The sequence below is a fragment of the Granulicella mallensis genome, assembly GCF_014203225.1.
GTDB classification, from domain to species: Bacteria; Acidobacteriota; Terriglobia; order Terriglobales; family Acidobacteriaceae; genus Granulicella; species Granulicella mallensis_A.
The window spans coordinates 14297-37105 of the sequence record NZ_JACHIO010000014.1 but is presented as its reverse complement, the minus strand read 5'-3'; the positions used below and the strand labels follow the sequence as shown (position 1 = coordinate 37105).

General features: G+C 59.1%; 18 protein-coding genes and 1 pseudogene. 12 read left to right on the top strand and 7 right to left on the bottom strand.

Annotation, left to right across the window (positions count from 1 at the left end; genetic code table 11):
* Nucleotides 1–26: 26 nt before the first annotated feature.
* Nucleotides 27–344 (bottom strand): annotated as a pseudogene (locus tag HDF15_RS16260) (PIN domain-containing protein); the annotation flags it as partial.
* 92 nt (nucleotides 345–436) lie between these two features.
* Nucleotides 437–694: a type II toxin-antitoxin system Phd/YefM family antitoxin gene (locus HDF15_RS16255; RefSeq protein WP_221314466.1), complete on the bottom strand. Its 258-nt coding sequence runs from the start codon at nucleotides 692–694 to the stop codon at nucleotides 437–439.
* Between the two features lie 74 nt (nucleotides 695–768).
* On the opposite strand from HDF15_RS16255, the gene HDF15_RS16250 reads away from it, so the two are divergent.
* The gene (locus HDF15_RS16250; protein ID WP_311733127.1) at nucleotides 769–1563 is read left to right on the top strand and encodes a hypothetical protein; all 795 of its coding nucleotides are present in this window, start codon (nucleotides 769–771) and stop codon (nucleotides 1561–1563) included.
* A 128-nt stretch (nucleotides 1564–1691) separates the two neighbouring features.
* Entirely contained in the window at nucleotides 1692–2243 is a 552-nt protein-coding gene (locus HDF15_RS16245) for an outer membrane beta-barrel protein (protein ID WP_184257388.1), read from the top strand.
* A gap of 252 nt (nucleotides 2244–2495) precedes the next feature.
* Here HDF15_RS16245 and HDF15_RS16240 read toward each other — a convergent pair whose 3' ends face one another.
* From HDF15_RS16240 to rlmB, 3 genes are all read right to left on the bottom strand, one after another.
* A complete protein-coding gene (locus HDF15_RS16240) occupies nucleotides 2496–5147 on the bottom strand; it encodes a glycoside hydrolase family 3 C-terminal domain-containing protein (RefSeq protein ID WP_184257386.1) in 2652 nt (883 codons plus the stop codon).
* A gap of 706 nt (nucleotides 5148–5853) precedes the next feature.
* The gene (locus HDF15_RS16235; protein WP_184257384.1) at nucleotides 5854–8013 is read right to left on the bottom strand and encodes a hypothetical protein; all 2160 of its coding nucleotides are present in this window, start codon (nucleotides 8011–8013) and stop codon (nucleotides 5854–5856) included.
* Nucleotides 8014–8026: 13 nt separating this feature from the next.
* Nucleotides 8027–8830 (bottom strand): 23S rRNA (guanosine(2251)-2'-O)-methyltransferase RlmB, encoded by an 804-nt coding sequence (gene rlmB, locus HDF15_RS16230; protein ID WP_184257382.1) that lies wholly within the window; start codon nucleotides 8828–8830, stop codon nucleotides 8027–8029.
* Between the two features lie 292 nt (nucleotides 8831–9122).
* Between rlmB and HDF15_RS16225 the strand changes: the two genes are divergently transcribed.
* The gene (locus HDF15_RS16225; protein ID WP_184257380.1) at nucleotides 9123–11879 is read left to right on the top strand and encodes a hypothetical protein; all 2757 of its coding nucleotides are present in this window, start codon (nucleotides 9123–9125) and stop codon (nucleotides 11877–11879) included.
* Between the two features lie 215 nt (nucleotides 11880–12094).
* Here HDF15_RS16225 and HDF15_RS16220 read toward each other — a convergent pair whose 3' ends face one another.
* Nucleotides 12095–13474, bottom strand: a complete 1380-nt coding sequence (locus HDF15_RS16220) for a protein kinase domain-containing protein (protein ID WP_184257378.1) — start codon at nucleotides 13472–13474, stop codon at nucleotides 12095–12097.
* Between the two features lie 479 nt (nucleotides 13475–13953).
* On the opposite strand from HDF15_RS16220, the gene HDF15_RS16215 reads away from it, so the two are divergent.
* Entirely contained in the window at nucleotides 13954–14493 is a 540-nt protein-coding gene (locus HDF15_RS16215; protein ID WP_184257376.1) for a hypothetical protein, read from the top strand.
* Nucleotides 14494–15013: 520 nt separating this feature from the next.
* On the opposite strand, the gene HDF15_RS16210 is transcribed toward HDF15_RS16215, so the two are convergent.
* Nucleotides 15014–15601, bottom strand: coding sequence for a TetR/AcrR family transcriptional regulator (locus tag HDF15_RS16210; RefSeq protein ID WP_184257374.1), 588 nt, complete (start codon nucleotides 15599–15601; stop codon nucleotides 15014–15016).
* A gap of 201 nt (nucleotides 15602–15802) precedes the next feature.
* Between HDF15_RS16210 and HDF15_RS16205 the strand changes: the two genes are divergently transcribed.
* From HDF15_RS16205 to HDF15_RS16170, 8 genes are all read left to right on the top strand, one after another.
* Nucleotides 15803–16384: a peroxiredoxin-like family protein gene (locus HDF15_RS16205; protein WP_260331135.1), complete on the top strand. Its 582-nt coding sequence runs from the start codon at nucleotides 15803–15805 to the stop codon at nucleotides 16382–16384.
* Between the two features lie 124 nt (nucleotides 16385–16508).
* The gene (locus HDF15_RS16200; RefSeq protein WP_184257372.1) at nucleotides 16509–17696 is read left to right on the top strand and encodes a hypothetical protein; all 1188 of its coding nucleotides are present in this window, start codon (nucleotides 16509–16511) and stop codon (nucleotides 17694–17696) included.
* 29 nt (nucleotides 17697–17725) lie between these two features.
* Nucleotides 17726–18511, top strand: a complete 786-nt coding sequence (locus tag HDF15_RS16195; RefSeq protein ID WP_184257370.1) for a hypothetical protein — start codon at nucleotides 17726–17728, stop codon at nucleotides 18509–18511.
* A gap of 11 nt (nucleotides 18512–18522) precedes the next feature.
* Nucleotides 18523–19755: an MFS transporter gene (locus tag HDF15_RS16190; RefSeq protein ID WP_184257368.1), complete on the top strand. Its 1233-nt coding sequence runs from the start codon at nucleotides 18523–18525 to the stop codon at nucleotides 19753–19755.
* A 180-nt stretch (nucleotides 19756–19935) separates the two neighbouring features.
* Complete coding sequence (locus HDF15_RS16185) at nucleotides 19936–20571, top strand: RNA polymerase sigma factor (protein WP_184257366.1); 636 nt, start codon at nucleotides 19936–19938, stop codon at nucleotides 20569–20571.
* Nucleotides 20568–20939 (top strand): hypothetical protein, encoded by a 372-nt coding sequence (locus HDF15_RS16180; RefSeq protein ID WP_184257364.1) that lies wholly within the window; start codon nucleotides 20568–20570, stop codon nucleotides 20937–20939. The genes HDF15_RS16185 and HDF15_RS16180 overlap by 4 nt, the downstream gene beginning before the upstream one ends.
* Nucleotides 20936–21475, top strand: coding sequence for a zinc ribbon domain-containing protein (locus HDF15_RS16175; RefSeq protein WP_184257362.1), 540 nt, complete (start codon nucleotides 20936–20938; stop codon nucleotides 21473–21475). Before HDF15_RS16180 ends, HDF15_RS16175 begins: the two co-directional genes overlap by 4 nt.
* A 371-nt stretch (nucleotides 21476–21846) precedes the next feature.
* Entirely contained in the window at nucleotides 21847–22725 is an 879-nt protein-coding gene (locus tag HDF15_RS16170) for a LytTR family DNA-binding domain-containing protein (RefSeq protein WP_184257360.1), read from the top strand.
* Nucleotides 22726–22809: the final 84 nt, after the last annotated feature.

Below are 22809 nucleotides of genomic sequence, written 5' to 3'. Positions count from 1 at the left end.
GGGTGGCCTTTGTCATTGCCCAAAAGCTAGAATTTAACCAACTCCACACCCAAGCCGTCGAAGTGTTTTCGGTTCAAGGTTGCAATTTTTAGATCGTGAACGGATGCTGTCGCGGCAATAAAGACATCGCCCATGTCTAAATTGTCACCGGCCAGTTTGGCCGCGGCGAAGAGTCTGCTGCACTTATCGGCAACGCGCTCCTCAACTGGAAGAATGCGTCCTGCAAATCGATGAAGGACACGGTCTTCGAGCCATGACTCCAACTCCCGCCGCCGCTTACCCTTAGGCAGCAACTCCAGGCCGAAACGGAGTTCCTCAATTGTTATTGCACTCAGCCAGAGCTCTGAATCCTGACGCTCGCGAAGTCATGTGAGCACTCCTGTGTGCGGGGAAGCCTTTGTGGTCTGCGAGATAACATCCGTATCGAGCAGGTCTCTCAAAAGCGCACCACGCGGGGTTTACCCTTCATGCGCGGGAACTCGACGTCGGTACCATCATGCGGTGGACATAGGAGGAAATCGACGAGCGATTCCTTCGGCTGCTCTTCGTATTGTCGCTGCTTCCACTCGTCGAAGCTGACCAGGACCGCAACAGGCTTGCCGCTCCTCGTAATCTCCTGGGGTCCTTTGCTTCGCGCGGTTTCGAGAACCTCGCTGAACTTCGCTTTTGCGTCTGCTACGCTCCAGCTTGCCATCACCACCTCCGAGATGACCATTATCGTCATTTTGGGGAAGGGTGAGGTGGTGTCCCACGAACCTGAAGCTCCAAGTGAATCGACAGTTGTACACTTCGGCCATGCTGACTCTGCTGGACCATCCTCTTCTCTTCTGTCCCTTTGTCATTCTCTTTCTGTTCCTCGGGAGCCTGTTGGGTGCCTGGGTTCGCGTTCGGAGAGCGGAGGCTGTTGCGCGGGATGCGGGATCTTTCAAGGCGCTTGAAGGAGCGGTGCTGGGGCTGTTTGCGCTGCTGCTGGGCTTCAGCTTTGCGATGGCCGTTAACCGCTACGATCTCCGCAAACAGTTGGAGGTGGAAGAGGCCAACGCCATCGGCACTACCTGGCTGCGCACCGATACGCTGCCGGAACCTGCACGTACAGCTGAGCGGCAGTTGCTTCAGCAGTACGTGCCTGTACGCCTGAACTTTGTTGCCGCTGGAACGGATGCCCAGGCGATACAGCGCAGCCTCACCCAAAGCGGTGAGCTGCAGGAGCAGATTTGGAAGATCGCAGCCGGGGATGCGTCAGCTCGCCGTGATCCCGTCAGCGCTCTACTTCTCTCATCCCTCAACGACACGATCGATGTCACGGAGAAGCGTACCGCCGCGCTCGAGAATCGCATTCCTTCCCCGGCGTGGGCCATCCTGCTGTTCATGGCCTTTGTTTCCAGCGCGCTGGTCGCGATCAGCATTACATCGCGGTCGAAGAGGCTGCTCGTGATTCTGCCTGTTGTTGTCGGCGTTGTTTTTGCACTCATCCTCGATCTCGACAGTTCGCGCTCGGGGTTCATTCGTGTTCATCAGAACAGCATGATGCGGGTTGCAGCGCAGATCGCTTCTTCGCGGTAGAGGACGCGGGTAAATCCCTGTCGCAGGGTCTTGAACAACCAGGTACCTCCTTGGTTTCCCTGCGCGACTTTTCCTGATTACACCGCGTTAATCTAACATCGGCGTTTCTCGCCGCTGGGGGCCCTGCCATGAGCACTTTCATCACAAAACACTGCCTATGGCTCTGCCTGTTGTGCGTTGCACTGACGTCTGTGGCCGCGAAGGCGCAGCAGTATGGACTTTACGCGATGGGCAGCATCGGCCATATTGGCGGCGTCGATATCGCCAGCAATCCCAATGGAACAACGTCTACCGGAAGTCTGACCGCTGGTGGCGGAACCTTTGGGCTCTATGACAACTTTGCGCGTGTCGGCCCGCTGAACTTTGGCGGCGATGTGCGTTATGAGACACAGTCGTCCGGCAGCGGCCATCTTCATGAAGGGCTTGTGGGAGTGCGGCTGGCGCTGCGTTCTCCCATCCTTCAGCCCTATGCGCAGGCTGAGATCGGCGGCGGCGGCACGAACTATGGCTTCAACACAGGCAGCTTCGCCAGCCAGTTTCAGTTTGGCGCCGACTATACCCTCGTGCCCCATATCTCGCTGCGCGGCGAGTACGGAATCGGGCGCCTGAGTGCGGTGTTTCATTCCAACGCTCAGACGGTGCAGCAGTTCGGCCTTGGCCTGGTGGTGCGGCTGCCTTAAGTAGTGTCTGAAATACCGACGAACCACGTATTTGCTTTTCTTGTTGTCATTCCCGCAGGGAATCTGCTGCTTGTTCGTACCCTGGCTGCTCTTCGCAGGGGCCGAGAGGGACAGGGCATGATTCGAACCGTTTCCCTCTGGCGACGCCTCGCAAGCTATCAGTGCTGGGCCGGCAGACAGCAGATTCCCTGCGGGAATGACAACAAGAAAAACAACAACAAGACAACACAAGCAACTTGCTAAAGAACGATCTTACCGCGGTAACTCCCGCATACCCTCGATCGTGAACTGAGCCGAAAGATCCTTGCTGACTCCTGGCTGGCCTCCACCGACACTGACGGAATACACCCCTGCCCGTACGGCGCGCACACCCTTCTCATCTACCTCAGACAGCTGGCGCGGATTGAGCGTAAAGCTCACATGTTTGCTCTGTCCGGGAAGAAGGTGTACATGCTCAAAGCCCTCCAGGGACCGCAGAGGATAGACACCATTCTGTGGAGGTGTGAGATATAGCTCTGCTACCTCATCGCCTGCGAGCGTGCTGGTGTTCTTTACATCGGCTTCCACGCGCAGCGTGTCACCGGCATCGAGGCGCTCCTTGCTCAAGTGCACATTGGAGTAGCTGAAGGTCGAGTAGCTCAGGCCATACCCAAACTCATACAGCGGTTTGCCCTTGAAGTAACGATAGGTGCGGTTCGTCATTGCGTAATCGGTGAAGGGCGGCAGGTCGTTCACGCTGCGATAGAAGGTAACCGGCAAGCGTCCGCTGGGATTGTTTTTGCCGCTCAACGTTTCCGCAATCGCCTGGGCTCCAGCCTGTCCTGGGTACCATGCTTCGAGGATGGCGTCGGCATGCTCCTGTGCCCAGTTCACGGCCAGCGCCGAGCCATTGAGCAGCACCACGACCAGCGGCTTGCCGCTCGCCTTGGCGGCTTCCAGCAGTTGCTGCTGTGCGGCAGGCAGAACGAGATCGGTGCGGTCGCCGCCGGAGAAGCCTGGGATGTGCACGTCCATCTCCTCGCCTTCCAATTCAGGAGACAGCCCAACGAAGGCGACGACGGCATCTGCCTGCTTTACCGCTTCCATCGCCTGCGCGCGTAAGGGCTCGACCGGTGGAGTCCATCGCAGCGAAAGCTCTCCGCCGAAGAGCTCTGCCTTATGCGAGTATGTCATCTCAATCGCGTGCGGCCGGGTATCCTCGAAGTGCAGCTTGACCGCTGAAGAGCCCATGTCTTTGCCGTCGAATTTAAGGGTGAATTTCTCCACGGCATCGCCATTCCAAAAGTGCGTGATGTGTGGAGCGATGAGGTAATCACCAGCTACAGGCACCTGCAGCGTGCCGCTCCAGCGTACGGAGAAGGCCTTCATGCTGAGGGAGGGGACAGGCGATGCTCCGTCCCAGTCGAAGTCGATCTGGCGATCTACACGCGTGAACGCCGGCGTGCCTTGCAGGCTGTCGTTGTTGAAGTACTCGGCCTTCAGACCTTGCTCCTGCGAGTCCTGCGCGGTACGAAACTGCGTTCTTGGAATCACCAGCGCGACGCCCTCGGCATAGGGAGATCCCTGCGCATACAGCACCTTCGCGTCCCTGAATTCACGGGCGATGCCATCGACCGGCATTACGGGGTCTTTGGGGATCGCGTTGTAGTTGCCTTCGAGGGAGATCAGCGAGGAGGCGTTGGGCCCGATCACTGCGATGGTCTTTACGCGAGCATCCAGCGGCAGCGTGTGATGCTCGTTCTTCAGCAGGACCACCGCTTCACGCGCGGCCTGCAGCGCCAACTCGGTATGCGAGGAGGACATGTTTTCCGTGATGGGCATGGCCGCGTACTTTACCTGGGACGGAGGGTCGAAGAGGCCCAGCTTGAATCGCGCGAGAAACAGGCGGCGCAGCGGAACATCGAGCTCGCTCTCTTGAATCATTCCCTTGCGTACGGCGCTGGCGAGGTTTCGATAGGTGTCTCCGCAATTGGTGTCGGTGCCGGCGCGAATGCCGTCGACCGAGGATTGTTCCGCATCCTTGGAGTAGTGATGTCCGTCCTTCTCGAAGAAGTTGTCGATCGCGCCGCAGTCGGAGGTGACAAACCCCTTGAAGGCCCAGTCCTTCCGGAGGACCTCGTCCAGCAGCAGATCGCTGGCGCACGCCGGCTTGCCTTCGATGGCGTTGTACGCGCACATGATGCTGCCGGCCTTGCCTTCGACGATGGTGGCGCGGAATGCGGGAAGGTATGTGTCCCATAGATCGTGCGGGCTCGGGTCGGCGTTGAAGCGGTGGCGCTCGCTCTCCGGGCCGCTGTGCACGGCGAAGTGCTTTGGCGTTCCGATAGCGCGATAGTAGTTGGGGTCGTCGCCCTGCAGGCCCTCGACGAAGGCGGTCCCGAGGCGTGCCGTCAGAAAAGGATCTTCGCCGTAGGTCTCCTGTCCGCGCCCCCAGCGAGGGTCGCGAAAGATGTTGATGTTCGGCGACCAGATCGTCAGCCCATAGAAGATGGAGCGCAGGTCGTGCGCGACCGCATCGTTGTACTTGGCGCGCGCCTCCGTGGAGATGACCACGCCGATCTGGTGAAGCAGCGGCTCATCGAAGGTCGCCGCCATGCCCACGGCCTGCGGGAACAGCGTCGCATAGCCGGAGCGTGCGATACCGTGAAGGCCTTCACTCCAGAAGTCATACGCTGGAACGCCAAGCCGCGGGATTCCCGGCGCACTGGTGACCAGCTGCGCGGCCTTCTCATCAAGTGTCAGGCGTCCCACCAGGTCGGCTGCCCGCTGCTCCGCGGGCAGCGTCGTGTCCTGGTAGGGCAGCAGTGAAGTCTTGGTCCCGGCAGGCGACGGACTTTGTGCCGAAGCGGAAAAGCCGCCCATCAATAATGCCAATGCTGCCGCGTGCACAACTCTTCGATTCACTGAAATATACCGTCCCTTTTTCTCTGTCGCAAACACTGATCGCGGAGTGCTTCCTGGAGAACCCAGACCTCGCTGTGCAGGTCGCGTTTTTTTTGCCGGACAATCTTTCGGAGCTTTTATCCGAAGATAATTTCTAGCACACAACTAAAACCGCTGTCGTTCCCACGCAGCAGCGGGGAATACGTTTACTACTAAACAGCGGTGATTTATGGGAAGAAACGAATAGAAAAGGTGGGCGCTTTTTATTAGAAGTTAAGGGTAAATAAATATATTTCGTGACATGAATATAAATAATGACTGACGCGAGCAGGCTAACTACGTCCCCGCAAACTCCACAAGAGTGGAGTGAGTTATTCGTTCGTCGAAGGATGATGGTTTTTTCAGCACAGCGCGAAGCGCCTTCCCTGATGCTTCAGCATCAGGGAGACGGAGGGAACCGTAGCCTTTAGGCTACGGAAATAGAGGGTTAGCAAAGGTGTGGCCTTTAGGCCCGGGCCTTCTTTCGGCTGCGGACAAAGGGCCCGGGGTTAAAGCCCGATTCTCGCCTGCCCCTTATTCCGTAGCCTAAAGGCTACGGCTCCCTCCGACCCGCGACGCTAAAGTGTCACGGTTTGCGCTTCGCGCTATGGCCAACGCTGGTTTTTTCAACGAACTAAAGACCCAGCGCACTACGGAGTTTTGAGGGCTGCCTCTTTGCGTGAAGTGACTATTGAGCGTGGACGACAACGTCGCGCCGGTGCAGCGAGGTGCGTAGTTCGGGCGTGCTGCCGTCGTTCACCCAGACCTCGGTAGGAGGAGCTTCCACCAGGACGCGCGCTGTTGCATCGGCAAATCCCGCCACCCGCACTTGAGAGGTCGTACTGTAGGTCCCGGAGCGGATCGTGATAGGGATTTGGACACCGGCAGCGCCATCGTTATGTATGGTGACTGCCACCAGCCAGCCCGCACTGTGGCCCTGGCCTGCCGGCAGCAACCGCGGTGTTACGTCGGTGATCGCGAGATCGGGCAGGCCGCGATCATGCAGCACCCAGTCGTCGAAGAACCAGCGCAGGTCGATCGGGCCTTTCGGTGTCTTCTCCAGCAGCGCCTCGAAGGCGCGCACGTCCTGCTCGGGCGTCGTGTTCCCCGGAGTGCGTGTGCGCCACGCTTGCAGCGCGGCCTGCAGCGGCTTGTCGCCGACGATGCCGCGCAGCATCCACCAGACCGCTGCGGCCTTGCGGCGGAAGTAGAGTTCTGAGGTTGCCGAGACCAGCGGCTCGCCCACCGGAGCGGGCTCGTTGGGCTCGATGCCTGGTTCGGCGATCGACACCGGCTGCATCAGGGTGGTCAGTTGTGCGATGGCGGCATCGCGGCCCTGCTCGTGCTCGATCCACAACAGGCTGAAAAACTGTGCCAGGCCCTCATCCATCCACGGCTGGCCGGTCTGCACCCACGCGTGGGTAAGGCTATGTGCCAGCGCCGGAGAGGCCGTTGAAGCGGCCAGCGCGGAGATGGGAGCGACCAGCAGCGGGCCATCCTCGAACGGCTGCCCGGGGTTATCGAGAATCGTCAGGGACGACAGCGGCTTCGGTCCGAACCACTCTTCCAGCAGCGGAGCGATGTGCTGTGCCGAGGCAGCAAGCGGCGGCAGCGAGCCGTCGTCGTTACTCTCGACCGCGAGCAGCGAGTCGCCTGGGCCGTGGCTCGCAGCAATGGCATTGGAACTTGCCGGGGCAGGAGCCCCGGCGGAATTCGATGATGAGCTCGATGACGAGCTTGAAGAGGAACTGGAGGACGAGCTGGAGTCGGCATCGGGCGTCGTTGCAGGAGCCGCTGGTGAATCGGAGGGCTCTGTCAGCGAAGCGGTCATCGTCTCCGCATGCGCGACCTGGAACAGGCTGGGCATGCGGAAGCCCAGGGGTTCAGCGGCAAAGTCCGCCGTTGCAATGCCCGTACCTGCAGCAGTAGGAGTATCGGCGCTGTCGCTCAAGGCATGGAAGGCCTGGCGGCGTCCGCAGAAGTAGGCTGCAACCGGTGGCTCGCCGGTGTACTCGACGGACAGCCGCAGATGGATCGTTGCGGCCGATTCCCGCAGCTTCATGCGGCCGACGGCGTTGAAGAGCTGCGCACCGTCGCCGAGAAAGAGCTGGGGCGAGGCGACGGGATACCAGAGCACATTGCCGAAGCCGCGCAACGCGATGGTCGTGGTGGAGATGGCGTCCCAATCGGTGGAGAGTGCCTGCTCGTGCGTCGCGCCGATGCGCTCCAGGCGGCCGCCGCTGGCCTCGACCGTTCCGGAATAGACCGTGTTCAAGGTGATCGATTTGCCGGGGGCGAGCGGAGCAGGCAGGGTGATAATCACCTCCTGCGCTTTGCCGGTGTGATCGGCGTCGGTGTCGATCAGATGCTGTGCCAGTTCAAGCTTCTGGGTACCGGTGTTCGAGATCAGCGTAGCGCCCAGCCAGTTGAGCGTCGAGGAGATCTGGAGCGCGAGGCGCGTCAGCGGCTTGTCGCCGTCGTTACGCAGTGTGAGGCCTGCGCGAACGGTCAGCGACGAGCTGGCGGGAGTGAGGCGCGCGTCGAGATCGTAGGCTGTAAAGGTAATGGCCGAGCGTTCGAGGTCGGTCAGCTCCGGCCCGGAAGGCTTCTCCTCGGGCTTGGCGAGAACCGTGCGCCCGTTGGCCTCGGATTCAGGCGTCGCATCGGGGGGAGTGCCGTGGCTCTGGAAGAGGACCTCACCCTTGGGGGGAGCGGGCTGATCCGGAGTGGCCTGCGTGGCGGGCGGTGGTGCAGGGGTGGTTGTTTGCGCGTAGGTGGTGCCGGCAAGGCCCAGACCAGCCAGCGCAAGCGTCGCCGCCAAAGCGCGTGGCAGTCGTTTCAAACTCAAAGTCAATGACTCCTCACGATCCCAAACCTTTACGAGGCTTCTGTGTTTTGGACGCAGCCGGGGTCTGAACCGCACCGGAGCGGCGCTGACGCATCGCCTCGTACATGACGACCGCGCCGGCTACGGACACGTTTAACGACGAGACGCTGCCCGCCATCGGGATGCGCAGCAGGTGGTCGCAGGTGCGCTTTACCAGCTCGTGCAGGCCCGAGCCCTCGCTGCCCAGAACGAGGCAGCAGTCCTGGCGAAAGTCGAAGTCGGTGTAGTCGGGGGTTCCGCGCTCGTCGAGGCCGACGATCCAGACGTTGTGCTTCTTCATCGTCTCCAGGGCGCGCGTAATGTTGACGACCTGCGCGATGCGCACGTGTTCGGAGGCCCCTGCAGAGCTCTTGGCGACCGTCGCGCTCAAGGGCGCGGATCGCCGCTCCGGCACGATGACGCCGTCGATCCCGGAACCATCCGCGGAGCGCAGCAGCGCGCCGAGGTTGTGCGGGTCCTCGACGCCATCGAGTGCGAGAAAGAACCGGAAGCCGGTCGGCCCGGGGGGTGCGTTCAGCAGGTCTTCGAGCGCGAGAAACTTGCGCTCCCGCAGGAAGGCGACGATGCCCTGGTGGGCGTCGGTCTTGGCGTGGCGTGTGAGCTGGTCGCGTGACTCGGTGTTGACGCGGATGCCTGCGGCCCGGCAGAGGTCAAGAACCGCGTCCAGACGGGCATCGCGGCGGGCCTCTCGCTCGCGGGCGACGCTTACATGGTCAAGTTGCCGCATGCCCGCGCGAATGGCCTCTTCCACCGGGTGCAGGCCGTAGAGAACGTCCATCCAAGTAGTTTACCGGGTTGAGGGAGAAAGTTGGGCTTAGCGGACGTCGGGAACGCCAATGAGAGCCGAAGCGGGGCCGGTCGATAGCTCCGTATAACAAATCCAGTTGCCGTACTCAATACCTTGCTGTAGGATGACCGCATCCTTTCCAGCTACATCTGACGCAATACTTATTAGGGCCCCCACACAGAGAATTTCTCCGGGAGTCTTTCATATGAAGGGTCTGTCTCGCGCGTTACGATATCTCTACTTTTCAAGATTCAGCCTTCTGCTTTGGCTGTTTCCGATGATCATGGCTGCCATAAATTCGACGGGGTTGAAGAGCCTGAGCAGCGGGCTGATGGTAGCCGAGACAATCCCTCAATACGTCTGTATCGGTTTTTTTCTGATCTGTACGGGCTTTGTTGCATTGATTGGCATGCGCGTGATCGCAATCAACGGTGCCGAGCGCTTCAATGATGACGGTCCGCCCAGTTGGATCATCAGTTTGCTACGCAACAACCGGGGCCGAAATGAGCACTGGGCCATCGTCTTGGCTACATTTCCGTCGCTCTTTGGATTCATCTACCTGTTCAATTTTGGAACGAGTGAATCGGTGGACGGCCGGCAGATATGTCTCGGTCTAGCGATCGGAACTGTACTGGCTTTCATCTTTTGGTGGCCGTTAAACCTGCTCTATTACATCCTGTACATCTATGACGCGGCGGCCAACACGTCACGGGGCAAGGTCATTCTGGGTAAGAACGCAGCTCGGACGATCTTGATGCCGCGTTCCTGGTTTCTGTTGCCGTCTCCAAGCAGCGACGTAGACCTGGATACCGTCGAGACAGCAGGGTCGGCGGTTCCAAAGATATTACGGCGAGAGGCCAGGCTTGCCGTGGGGTTTCGTTCGTTCGTCACAAGATTGCAATTGCCAGGATATGTGCAGCCGGGCGGAAACAACCTCTACGAAGGAACGTTCTTCTCTGTGCTGGCCGCGATCGGATTCTTCTTCATCTATCTCGCCCTCTGGCCGATGACGGCACCTGTTCCTACACGATGGGCATGGGCAGGTGTGGCACTCATCTTTCTGATGGGAGGCACAGTCATCGCGCTACTCCTGCAGAGCGGCGCAACAGACGCGACGTCGAAGTTTGTCCTCCGAGGTGCCGCCATTGTCATTGGTCTGTACACGCTGGTTTTTCCGCTCCTGTATGTCATCACGGATGCAGAGCGTTTCCCCGCCCTCGCCTCTATTACGATTGCGGTACTCGTCTTTTTCTGGTTGTTGGACGGCCTGGCTTTCTTTCTCGATCGCTATCGTGTACCCGTGACAACCCTCTTTGTGGTGTTTGTCATTCTTCCGCGCAATGTAGAGCGGTGGCTGCACGTAGAACAGGGACGCGAAGAGCACTACCTTTCGGTCAGCCTCACGTCTAAGAAAACACTGCAAAAAACACCGGCTGAGATCCTTGACGACTGGTATGGACCGGAAGGAGATCTTGATCAGCCACTCATCATCGTCACGGCTACAGGCGGCGGTCTGCATGCCTCTGCATGGACCGCATCCGTTCTCGCCCAGCTTGAATGGCACGTGTCCAAGCAGTGGCCTGGGCAACACCTGTATGAACACATGCTGCTGGCGAGTACAGTCTCCGGCGGCAGCACAGGCTTCATGAGTTACGTGGACCAACTCCGACGCTCCCGTCGTGACTTCTCCTCGATCCCTATCAGCGCATCCTGCTCCAGCCTGGAGGCCATCAGTTGGGGGCTGATTTACCATGATCTGCCTGTGGCTGCCTTCTTCCCCATCCCTCTGGCCACCGCCTCCGCAACAGGAGTCGACGATCTGCTGAGCTCCCCGATGGGAAAGGATCGGACCTGGGCCCTCCGGAGGGGATTCAGCCGCAATTTGACCGATGATTACTGCGTCAGCACCTGGAACGACAAAGCCGTTGATTGGAGTCACCCAGTTTCCAAATGGATCACACTCGATTTCATCACCCGGGATGCAGACAATGAAAAAAACGAGAACAAAGCGCTGAACCTGAGCGGCATGGGCTTCACAAGGCAGCTCTTTCCAGCCTTCACGATGAATACGACCACGGCTGAATACGGAGACCGTTTTCTGCTCGCCAACTATCAGCTTCCTCGTTACGCGATCGGAGAGAAGGAGGCCCTGCCCGCGGAGTCTTTCCTTCAGGTCTACGGAGACACCGATCTTGGAAGCGAAGACGATCCGCGTTACCCGGATCTGCCGCTACCAACCGCGGCACAGCTATCCGCGACCTTCCCTTACGTCTCCTCCGCTGCCCGTTTCCCGGATGTCTACGGTCGCAATGCGACGCACTTCATCGATGGCGGGTATTACGACAACGACGGCACAGCTTCGGTGCTGGAGTTCCTGCGCTACGCACTGGACGACCCTGAGCAGGGATCAGGCAAAACAGAAGACAAGGGCAATTATGCTGCCTTGGCAGCCTTGAAGAAGCGCTGGCAAGGCACGCCAGGCTTACCCGGAAAACGCGTTCGTGTCGTGCTGATCGAAATCAGGAACGATGCTTATGATCCTGCCGAGTCGGTCAAGACCTTTCGCTCGTTCCAGCCCGTCCCACAAAGTCAGACTGGCACGGGAGATCTGCTGACGCAGCTGACGGCACCGCTCCAAGGCCTCTGGGAGGCAGGACACGAGAGCGTCACCTCGCGCAATCGCGCTTCGCTGGAGGTGTTGCGACAGGCATACGGTAACCGGCTCCAGCTCCACCATGTCGTCATCGCGGATGAACGAAGTAACAGCACCGGAACCGATCCTTTGAACTGGTCTCTGACTCCGCGGCAGCGCAACGAGATCAAGCGCTCGGCCTCCGATGGAGAAAGCGGACCCAATTACGAAGATGTGTTGAAGTGGCTCGACGGCAGGCAGCCCGGCACCTGGGACAGTGTGGCTCAGACTGCCACAGAGACAAATGCAAACGAACAGCCGATGGTACCCAATATATCGCCAGAAACTGTAGCGAAGTCGCCCGCAAAAAAGTCTTCAACTCCTCCCATGACCCCAACGCCACACTAATCGCGTAGACAACCAACTTCCGTGGACGCGCCACTTCGAACCAGCTCTGACGAGCCGAAGCGGTGTCGTGGGCTTTAGCGTCGGCAGGGCCGTTTGGTCTGCCGCTTCGGAGATTTGCTCTAGATAGCATGCCGCCGACACTTCACCTGATCCTGCGTATCAGGCGCCATGCAGATGATCGGAGTCATCCTCTGCATGGCGCCTGAAAAGGCTGGTTAACGGCTGTAATTCTGCGCGTACGTGTCGCGCGGTAGCCCCAGGGAACGAGAGTGGCGGGCAAGGGCGTAGGCGGCGTCCCGGTCCATGCTCTTGCCGATGGAAACCAGGAATGGAGCATGCCCGCTGGGGGTAAAGACCTCCGGCTCCAGTTCAGGATGGCTATGTGCCAGGTCGGAAACCTTCTTTTCCGCGTCTGTCCTGCGGTTGTAGGTGAAGGTGATCACGCGCCAGTCGGCGCGAGAGCCAGCTGATGCGGGGAGGCTCGCGGGCGGCAAATCCGCCGTGACGGGCTTAGGAGCAGGGCTGGCTACGGTCTGTTCCACTGATTGCGCGGCTGGTTGTGAAACGACAGCAGCCTGCTGGGCTTTGTTCCGATGGTGCGCAAGTCCCCATAAGGAAAGAAGCAGGAGAATAGCAACAATGCCGGCACCAAGCCGACGGGAGCCCAGCGAGAGGCTCTGACCGTCGTTCTGGGTAGCTTTGGGGTCCCAGGTATCTTTGCGGGCGGTTGCGCGGGCAGATCCCGCATCCCGGTCCTCCTTGAGGAGAGGGAGGGGGAGCTGTGCCTCGGGCCGCACGGACTGCTTGGCGGCAGCACCCGCAGTCCCTGGAGCCTTCTGCTCGGCTACGGCTGTCGTTGCCGGAACCGCATTCTCCGATTTTGGGGCTGTAGGCTGGGCTGCAGGTTGATTCGAACCAAACTGGTGTTCGAGAGCGGTCTTTATGTTCTCCAGCCCCCATGTGCCATCGAGTCCGTTGCGGATGATCTGGCCGAACGGCGGAGGCAGGGCGGAATCGGGAATGCCCTCGACGGATTTCCGTTGAGTCAGTGCCTGGAGGAGCACGGTTGCGAGATCGCGCACGTCGCGCTGCTTCGCGATGCGGCCTTCCTCTCCCTCCGGCGCTTCGCGGATGCAGTCGCTGCGCAATTTGACTACGTTGCTCAAGGCAAAGATATTGCGCGGCTTGATGTGCTCGTGAATAAAGCCATGGGTGTGCAGCACATCGAGCGCTGCCACCAGACTGGATGCCAGCTGCGCCACATCCTCGACCGTCAGGTGGCCCTGGTCAAGGACCTCGGCAAGATTCGTGTCCACCTTCTCCAGGACGGCATAGACGACCGGGCGGCCATCGAGCTCGGTCTGGCCGAAGCGCTCGAACTTGAGGAAGTTTGGATGGTTCAACGCCTCCACGCAACGCCAACGGGCAAGAATCTCCTCCTCATCGAAGTGGCACTCGATGAGGCGCAGCACGGTTGGCTCGCCGGTGAGCCCGGCGGTGGTGTAGAACGCGCTGCGGCCCTCGGGCATCAGCAGTTTTTTCAAGGGGAAAACGCCGTCTATCGTGACGCCTTCATAGTCGGTCCATAGCTGCATATATAAGGTCCTGCATGGGGAGTGGGATAAGGCCAAAATGCCGCAAGGGCGAAGTTACACAGGCAGGCGAGGGAGCCGCTGGTGCTTACACAGCAACTCTTATTGTCTTAGTCATTATCGCAAACAAAGGCGTGGATTTGCTGACAGGCATTCCTGCTTGGATGCGGGAGCAGGCCGTAGAGAAGTCTATTCAGCAGTTTAATGGGTCGGAAGAGAAAGTCGGGCCGCACAAGACGGTTACGACGCTCTTTGGTGGGCGTCTGCGATGAATCGCCGCGATCATCCGGAAAAACTTTGTAACCAAACCTACTAGTAGGTAGTCATATGAAATATAAGCGGTACTGCAGAGCGGATGATGGATGTGGCCCATCGACTCCTGGCTGAGCGCGGAGCCAAGGCCGACCGGTTCGCGATCTAACAAAGAGTTTTGTGCTTCATTAACCTATCAACTAGAAGGTAGATATAGAAAGGACATTAACATGACGATTCAGACTCCACAGGCGACGCAAGGCTTGCGCAACCTCTACTTCACTCGAACTGTCGTTCAACTCCTATGGGCAGTTGCCGTGATCGCCGTCGCGGTAAAGAATCCAGCGGCTGGCGCAACCCTCCTGATTTTGTATCCCCTTTGGGATGTCGCATGCACCCTCTATGACTTGAAGACCTCCTCGGGATCTGATTCCACAACGACACAATACGTGAATGCCGTGGTGGGAACCCTTACGGCGATCGGGATCGGCCTCACCGTTTACTCTCATCCTGCGTATGCTGTGGCAATCTTTGGCGCGTGGGCGCTTCTCGCCGGGTTTCTGCAGCTTGCCGTGGGCATTCTCCGCAGAAAACGCCTGGGTGGGCAATGGGCCATGATCTTGAGCGGGGTTCAATCGACAGCCGCAGGTATCGCCTTTGTGCTCGGTGGGCTCAGTGGCAAGTTTCAGATCAAGGATTTAGGCGGGTACGCCATCTTTGGCGCAATCTACTTCCTGATCGGGGGAATCCTGCTAGGACGCAAGCGTTGAAACAGGCCATCCCGGTGGGGCTAAAGAGCCCGCCGGAAGACAGCGGCCGCTCCAAACGCTTCTACAAAGCTACCCCTTCAGCATGCAACAACTTACTACCGCGCAGCGCGCATTTCAGCAGGTGCTAAACGGCCTCGAACTCATCGGAGAACATCATGGATAACGCAAGCCCCACCCTCTTGATTGCGGAATGGACTCTTACTGCGGTGTCTTCGAAGGAGCGTGCCGCCGAGGTCGTCGGCGACCAATCATTCAAGTGTGACAGTTTCTTCTTAAGCCGTTTAGGATTATGCTTGCCACCTACTGCCACGACGTAGTTTGGGCGTACCACGGGCCGCCACTATGCGGATCCGTTATCAGTGGGTGGCGCTCCTTTGGGATCAGTCCTCGTAAGTCGGCTTCCCGTCAGGAATCGTCAAGTGACGAGAACGGCGTTTCTCGGCACCGCTCAACAAACCCAGTGGGGAGTTCGCTTCAATATGCCAACGCTCACCAATTGTCAGCTCCGTTCAAAGACGCTTTAAAGTCCGAGTCCAGTGAGAAAGACATCGATCTGCCGCTCGAAGCGAGCTCTCTCGTAAGACACCAGGGCCATCCGCCAGAGCCCCTGCATATAGGTACTGACGACGGGCACCACAAGCTGAGGCTCGAAACCCGCCGCCAGAAGTCCATCTCGCTTGTCGGCGTTCATCCGAGCGATCATCTTGTCCTGAAGCGTGGAGATCCGCCCTTCGATGTACTCTCGCAGTTCAGCCTCATCAAGTACTTCGTGCGTCAGGCTTCCAGCCATCATGCAGATGACCGAAGGTGTCTCGGGATTATCGAGAGATTCCAGGATGTTGTTGAACAGCGCACGTACTCCCAGTGCAGCCGTGGGTGCCTCAAGAAATTCCTTGGAGCGCTTTCGATCGACGGTCTCGTTGTAATGCTTCAGGCACTCCAGGTACGCTCGCTTCTTACTTTTCAGGGTGTTGTAGAAAGAACTTTCCCCAATACCCATTTCTTTCAGCAGATCGCGTAGCGAAGTGCCAGCATAGCCACTTTTCCAAAAGAGGCGCGTCGCCCTTTCCAAGGTGGTGTCGTAATCGAACTCCAAAGTCCGCGCCATGACGACCTTTCCTGTTCTGTAGCGACTGCCACAAAATAATGCTTGACACGGGTAAGCCGCCCTCTCATTATGTATCAAGTGCTACAGATAGTCAACGCATGGCACTCAGGAGATCAATATGGCTTACAAACAGGCGGCAGAGGTATTACAGGCAAGGTCAAGGCTTCACTTGGAGATAGGTTCAGCATTATTTCCGGTGACATGGAGCGCGTCCGCTCGTCCGACGTGTTGGATCACGCTTTGAAAGTCGGCGATGCCGCGCCTGAGTTTACCCTGCCGGATGCATTCGGCCATGAAGTCTCGCTCGGAAGTCTGCTGGCTGAAGGGCCGGTCGTCATCAGTTTCTACCGTGGCGAATGGTGCCCGTACTGCAATCTCGAACTGCGTGAACTGCAGGCGGCTCTGCCAAAGATGCAGGCACTGGGCGCGAAACTGGTCGCGATCTCGCCTGAGAAACCGGATGGCGGAATTATCGCAACAGAAAAGAACCAACTGACCTTCCCCATCCTCAGCGACTTCAAGAACAAGCTGGCGCGGCAGTTTGGCATCGTCTTTCAAGTGGGAGATGGGGTGAAGGATCTCGGCAAGAGTCGGTTCAACAACGATCTAGAACTCCGCAATGGAGAAGGGTCTTACCAGCTCCCTGTGCCGGCCACGTATGTGATCGACGCCTCGGGGATCATTCGGTTTTCCCACGTCGACGCGGATTACATGACCGGACGTGTGGAGGCGGAAACCGTGGTGGCGGCACTGGAGTTAATCGCTCATCCCGTCGTGCAGTAGCCCCCGGACCTCGACGCTGCCCTTTGACAAGGCACTGTCTTTCGCGGCAATGATCCCCGTCAAGCGCAATCTCTTCTCACTCAACCTGACCTCCGCCATGAGCGGACGATCTATGGAGACCATCATGAACACTAGCAATCAAGTCATCCCACAATCGGCGGGGGCTCTTACCTTCAACCCCGACGGGGTCCTCTTTGTAGGCGACAGCAAGCTCGGAGCTGTTTTTGCATTCGAGACGGAACGCGGCCAGGCGCCAGCCTCGCTGGACCCCTTCCTCTTCGAGTCGATTGACGAAAAGATCGCAGCGGCGCTGGGCGTGACGGCGAAAAGCCTCGTGATGAACGGGATGGCCGTCCATCCCGTGACGCGCGAGCCGTACCTGTCGGTCGGCGTGCGTAACGGCGACCGCTTGGAGCCTGCAATTCTGCGCGTCTCGCTTACCGGCGAGATCCACCCATTCGACCTCTCATCGTCGAAGGTGATGGTGCACCAACTCTCCGACGTTCCCGACGAGGACGCGACATTCAAGTCGCGGGCTGGTACTTTCCCATATCCACCCGCGTCGTACTTCGACGAGAAGGCACGTACGCCGATCCGGTCCATGACAATCGTGGATCTGAAGTTTCATGACGGCGAGGTGTTCGTTGCTGGTGTCTCAAACCAGGAGTTCTCCTCCACGCTGCGCCGAATCGTCTATCCATTCACTGGGGCCGCGAGCGAGACCCAACTGGAGATTTACCACGTCGCTCATGGCCGCTACGAAACGCGCGCGCCGATCCGAGCCATGCAGTTCGCCACGCTCGATGGTGTAGACACGCTCGTCGCCGCGTACGCCTGCAGCCCACTCGTCACCATTCCGGTTTCAGAGCTGCAGCACGGCTCGAAGGTGAGGGGCAAGACGATCGGCGACATGGGCAACGGTCAGCCCATCAGCATGGTCGCCTATCGTGACGGAGATGAGGACAAGCTGTTCATTACAAATCTCGGTCGCGGCCCCATGATCGTTCCGCTCTCCGGTGTCCGCTCCGCCGAAGGTTTCACGCCCGAGAACCGGCCGGCCCAAGGCCCGATGCTGGACCAATCCCCCTTCATGCCCGCCGGCCCAGTCGGCAAACAGGTGCTGTTCGTCGGGTCCTCGTTGCGTGCGGATCTGTTCAGCGACAAGTTCTTCGTCTCGCTAACCCGCTACGCAGACACCGGCGATCTGACGCTTGAAACCCTGATGGTCAGCCCGCTTCCTGCACGGCTAGACAAAATCTGGGTAGAGTTCGATTTCCCAGGTGTCGAGTTCGCGCGAAAGCACGCAGCGTGAAGGTGGCTTGGGCTTTTAGGACACCAGAGATGCGGATTCAAACTTTCCCTGAGATACCGATCCGCATCTCTCCTGAAGCCAAGGTGCTTCCCGCCAACACCCTGCGTTTCTACTTCTATTTTCCGAGGCCGGCGGAGGCGCACTTCGATCGCGCCCAACTCTGCTTGCTGAACGAGGATGAGCAGGTGGTGCGCGACCCCTTCCTCGTGCTGTCGCAGGAACTGTGGTCGGCTGATGGACGTCGACTGACAGTGTTGATGGAGCCAGGAAGAATCAAGCGCGGTCTGGGGCCGGACCCGGCTCACGATCCGGCGCTTGTTGTCGGGCGGACGTACAGCTTAGCCGTCACGGCGCTCGGGCAGACTGCGCACCATACCTTCTGCGTAAGTGATCCAGTCTTGGAAGCCGTCGATGAGACCCACTGGCGTCTCGTCGCTCCAACGGTGGGGAGCCTTGATCCCGTCGTCGTGCACTTCGACAGGGTGATGGATGCTGCCCTTTGCGAGGACGAGATCGGAGTTCTGACGGTTTCCGGAGATATCGTTCAGACGAGCGTGTCGCTTGCACCGGACGGAACCACAGCGCAGATTATCCCCAGCCACCCTTGGAGCGCCTTGGAGCACCACCTGGTTGTCTCTGAACGTCTCGAAGACGTTTGCGGCAACAGGTTGGGTGAGGCTCTGGATCATGACCTGAGCACAGGCGGACGACCGCGCGCTGGGACGATCAGCTTCACTTGCCATGGCCTAGAAGGCAGAGACACACCGCCGAACAGTTCTACAACCCCGGTATACCCGGACGAAACTCCTGCTTAGGACGGAAAACTATGACAAGCGCGATCCAGACTCCAAACACCCCGTCCGCTCCTCCCCTCGGCAAAGTTCTTGTGCCGGTGTTTCTCATCGTCTTCACAGACATCATGGGCTTTGGCCTGATGATTCCTCTATTGCCTTTCTATGCAGAGCATTTTGGAGCTTCGGCATTCACCGTTGGTCTGCTGCTATCGGTTTTCGCTCTCTGTCAGTTGCTCGCTGGACCTCCGCTCGGTCAGCTCTCGGATCGAATTGGGAGGAAACCTGTCTTGGTGATTAGCCAGATCGGCACACTCGCGGGATACATACTGCTCGCCTTATCGAACACTCTATGGCTCGTCTTTGCGGCAAGGATTATTGACGGGTTGACTGCGGGGAACATTTCGGTCGCGCACGCATACGTCTCGGACAATACGCAGCCCCAACAGAGGACAAAGGCATTCGGTATCGTCGGAGCTGCTTTTGGTCTCGGCATGCTTGTTGGGCCAAGCCTCGGCGGCCTCCTGGCCAGGCACAGCCTGACGACGCCGATTTGGGGAGCTTGCGTTCTTTCGGCCCTCAGCATCGTGGCGACGGCCGTACTGTTGCCGAAGGGAATAAAGGCTGAGCACAAAGGACCGTCCGAGACTCTGCTTCCCGTCAAACCAATCCTGGATTGTTTCCGCGATCCGGCGACAGGCGGAATCTTTTTTCTCTTGTCTCTCTTCTATTTTGTCTTCAACACATTCATATCCGGGTTCGCTTTGTTTTTGGCCGGGCGCGTCACCTGGGGGGGAGAGCCGATCGGACCGCAGACCGCGGGGTTTATGTTTGCTTACGCCGGTCTCCTGAATTTTTTCTTCCAGGCGATAGCTCTGGGACACCTTTTACGGTGGTTCCGGGAGCGTACCTTAGTCTTCGCTGGTTTTCTGCTGATGGCTATCGGATTTGGCGCGCTCTCGCTGAGCCATACAGTCCTCGTGACGCTGGTATTCCTTACCCTGAGCCACAGCGGTGCGGCGGTACTCAGGCCGACGATCACGGCGCGGCTCTCAAAACGTGTATCACCACAGCGTCAGGGGCTGGTGATGGGAGTCAATCAATCCGTAATGTCGATTGCCTCTGTTCTCGCACCTCTGGTGGTAGGCATGTTGATCGATCATGGCTTATACGTTGGCTGGGCTCTCTGGATGTCTGTAATCGCTGTTGCAGGAGCGTTTGGTGTGTCACGTATTTCGTCCATGAGAGATGAACCAGTGGTGAGTTAGCTACCCGAGGTCTAGGTAACGATAAGTCGGCTTCTCGTCAGTAAAGCCGTCTGGAAAAGCAAGTGCAAAAGCCGCGGCAAAAAGGAAAGCCAGGGAGTGCGAACCGGAAAGGCGCATATTTTATGCAACAACCGAGACTTTTCCTTATAAACTGGCGTCCATACTGAGGTGAGAACATCCGTGGTCTTGACGGTCGAAGCGGCGAAGCAGGTGGAGCGTGAAAACGCCGCCATTGCGCGCGGGCTCAAGCGCCAGGACCCCGAGCTTCTCGACCAGCTCATCGAGACCTACCAACACCGGCTGATGCGCTACCTGATGTTCCTTACGGGCAAGCGCGAGGTCGCCGAAGACCTGTTTCAGGAGGTCTGGATCCGTGTGTTGCGGCGCGGCGCGCAGTACAACGGCAAGGCCCGCTTCGATACCTGGATCTTCACCATCGCGCGCAACCTGGTCATCGATCTGTCGCGCAAGCGCACCATGGCCAGCCTGGACGAGATGCGGGACGGCGGCGAAGACGAGCGCCCCTTTGAGATCGTGCAGGAAGGGCCATCGCCCCTGGAGCAGTTCCAGTACCGTGAGGATGCAGCCGAACTTGCGACCGTGATGCTGACACTCGAGCCCAGCTATCGCGAAGTTCTGACACTACGCTTTCATGAGGAGATGTCTCTCGAAGAGATCGCTACAGTGACGCATGCACCGCTTTCGACGGTGAAGTCGCGTCTGTATCGTGGTTTGGCCTCGCTTAAGCCGCAACTGCTCAGTCTCCGCGCCGAACGCCATGCGGCCGAGGCCAGGGCATTGGAGGTGAAGGCGTGAGCGCTCCTCAGGATTTCAAAGACGTAACGAGGCAGACAGGGCCCATGAACTTTACGGCCCGCGCTTCGGTGGTAAACCGCACGCATCGCGTGGTGCGCGAGCAGGCGCTGGTCATGCGGGAGCAGAAGCAGCGTTCGCGCAGCCTGTGGGTTCCGCTGGGCATCTTCTCGATGCTGCTGATGGGGCTCTGCTATGCCGTATGGGCTGTACTCGAGGGCTACGACGAGCTGGCTCCGAATGGTGTTCCCGATGCGAGCGATCAGTTGTTCCTGCTACTGTTGTGGTCGCTGCCGGTAACGGCCGTGCTGCTGGGCCTGGCATGGTTTCAGCGTGACCGCGGGCAGTCCAATAGTGAGGTAACACGATGACCCAGTGGGCGACATCACAGCAGGGCGACTCCTCCTCGAGCGGGGATCAGGAACTGATGATGATCCCACGCTGGTCGATGGTGCTGGCCATCGCCCTGTTTGTGGGGATGCAGTACATCTTCCACGAGGTCATGCCGCACCACAAGCATGAGCTTCTGCCGATGCGCCTGATGGCGGGTTACTGGTGGGGTGCGCTGGTCGCCAGCTATGCCCTGCTGCTCGGCTATGTGAGCCGCGACGTCAAGCGCCGTGGCATGTCCGCGGGCCTGTGGATGCTGGTGTGCGTGGTTCTGCCCGGCGGCATTGGCTCGGTGGTGTACTTCATGCTGCGGCAGCCGATCCTGTCGCGTTGCCCGAACTGTGCCACGGCGATGGAGGGCAGCTATCACTTCTGCCCGCAGTGCCAGTTCCAGATGGCCCCGGTGTGCGGGCTGTGCCATCGCGGAGTGAAGATCACCGATGTCTACTGCACGCAGTGCGGACACGACCTGGCCGAGGATTCCGTTCCGGCGCGGTTGCGGTCGTATAGCGACTAGTCAACAGTCAACCTCGCAGGCTTAAGCCATGGGCAGGGGTGAGGTTAGAGTTCAAGTTTTTGTTTTGAAGGGGCGGGGCTTCAGCCCCGCCGTTAGAGCTTGCTGCGTGCAGTGGCTTTAGCCACTGAGGGAATGATTCCGGAGCAAATCTGCGATCTGCAGGCCGAAGCTATTTCAAGGGACAGAGTGACTGGCTGAATAGACACCGTTCCCTCCGCGGCTGAAGCCGCTTTAGTGGTTGTCCCAACGGCGGGGCTGAAGCCCCGCCCCTTCAAAGCAAGAGATCTGGCGAAACCTCGAACGAGGTTCAATGACTCACCCTGATAACAAGCAACAACAAAGATCTCTGGTCTAAAGACTAGAATGCCGTAATGGCAAATCCGCTCACCGCCCTGATCATCGACGACGAACCGCTGGCCCGGCAGGAGCTGCAATATCTGCTGGAGGCCGCGGGCGAGGTCTCGGTGCTGGCCCAGGGAAGCAACGGCATCGAAGCCGTGAGCCTTATCCGGACGCATAAGCCCGATGTGATCTTCCTCGATGTCCGCATGCCGGGGCTCGACGGCTTTGCGGTGCTCAAGAAGGTGCTGGCGCTCGACCGCAAGTTCCATATGCCGCAGGTCGTCTTTGCGACGGCGTTCGACCAGTACGCGGTCAAGGCGTTCGAGGTGAACGCCGTCGACTACCTGCTGAAGCCGTTTGACGCCAAACGCGTGGTGAAGACACTGGAGAAGGTGCGTGCGCGCCTGGCATCCGATGGGCCGAGCAGTGAGGCAGTGGTTTCCCAGGGAGGCAACGGGGCCGAGTTTGGCTCGGATGCCGCGGCCAAGCTGGATGCCCTGCTGCGCATGGTGGAAGAGCAGGCAGCGCAGGCTTCGGGACTCTCCACGCAGGGAGCGCACAATCTGGCGAAGTCGGGCAAGGTGGTGGTGCGGGCACAGAACCGCCTGCTGCTCGCCGATCAGAAGGACGTGTGTTTCGCTGCGATCGAGGACGGCAGAATCTCGGTGGTGACCAAAACGGTAGAGGGCGATTCGAACTGCAGGACGCTCGAAGAGTTGATGGATCAGCTTGACCAGGAGCAGTTCTGGCGCGCGCACCGGTCGTTCGTGGTGAACATTCAGCACATCCGCGAGGTCGTGCCGTGGTTCAAATCGTCGTATCAGCTCCGCATGGACGACCGCAAGCAGACCGAGATCCCGGTGAGCCGCTCGCAGACCAAGCGGCTGCGGGAGCTGTTCAATCTGTAGATTGTGGTGGGCCATGCGTAGCGACAAAGCTGATGCTGATGCTGAGACTTGTAATGAGGGCCTGGCGTCTTTCTACCATCGCCT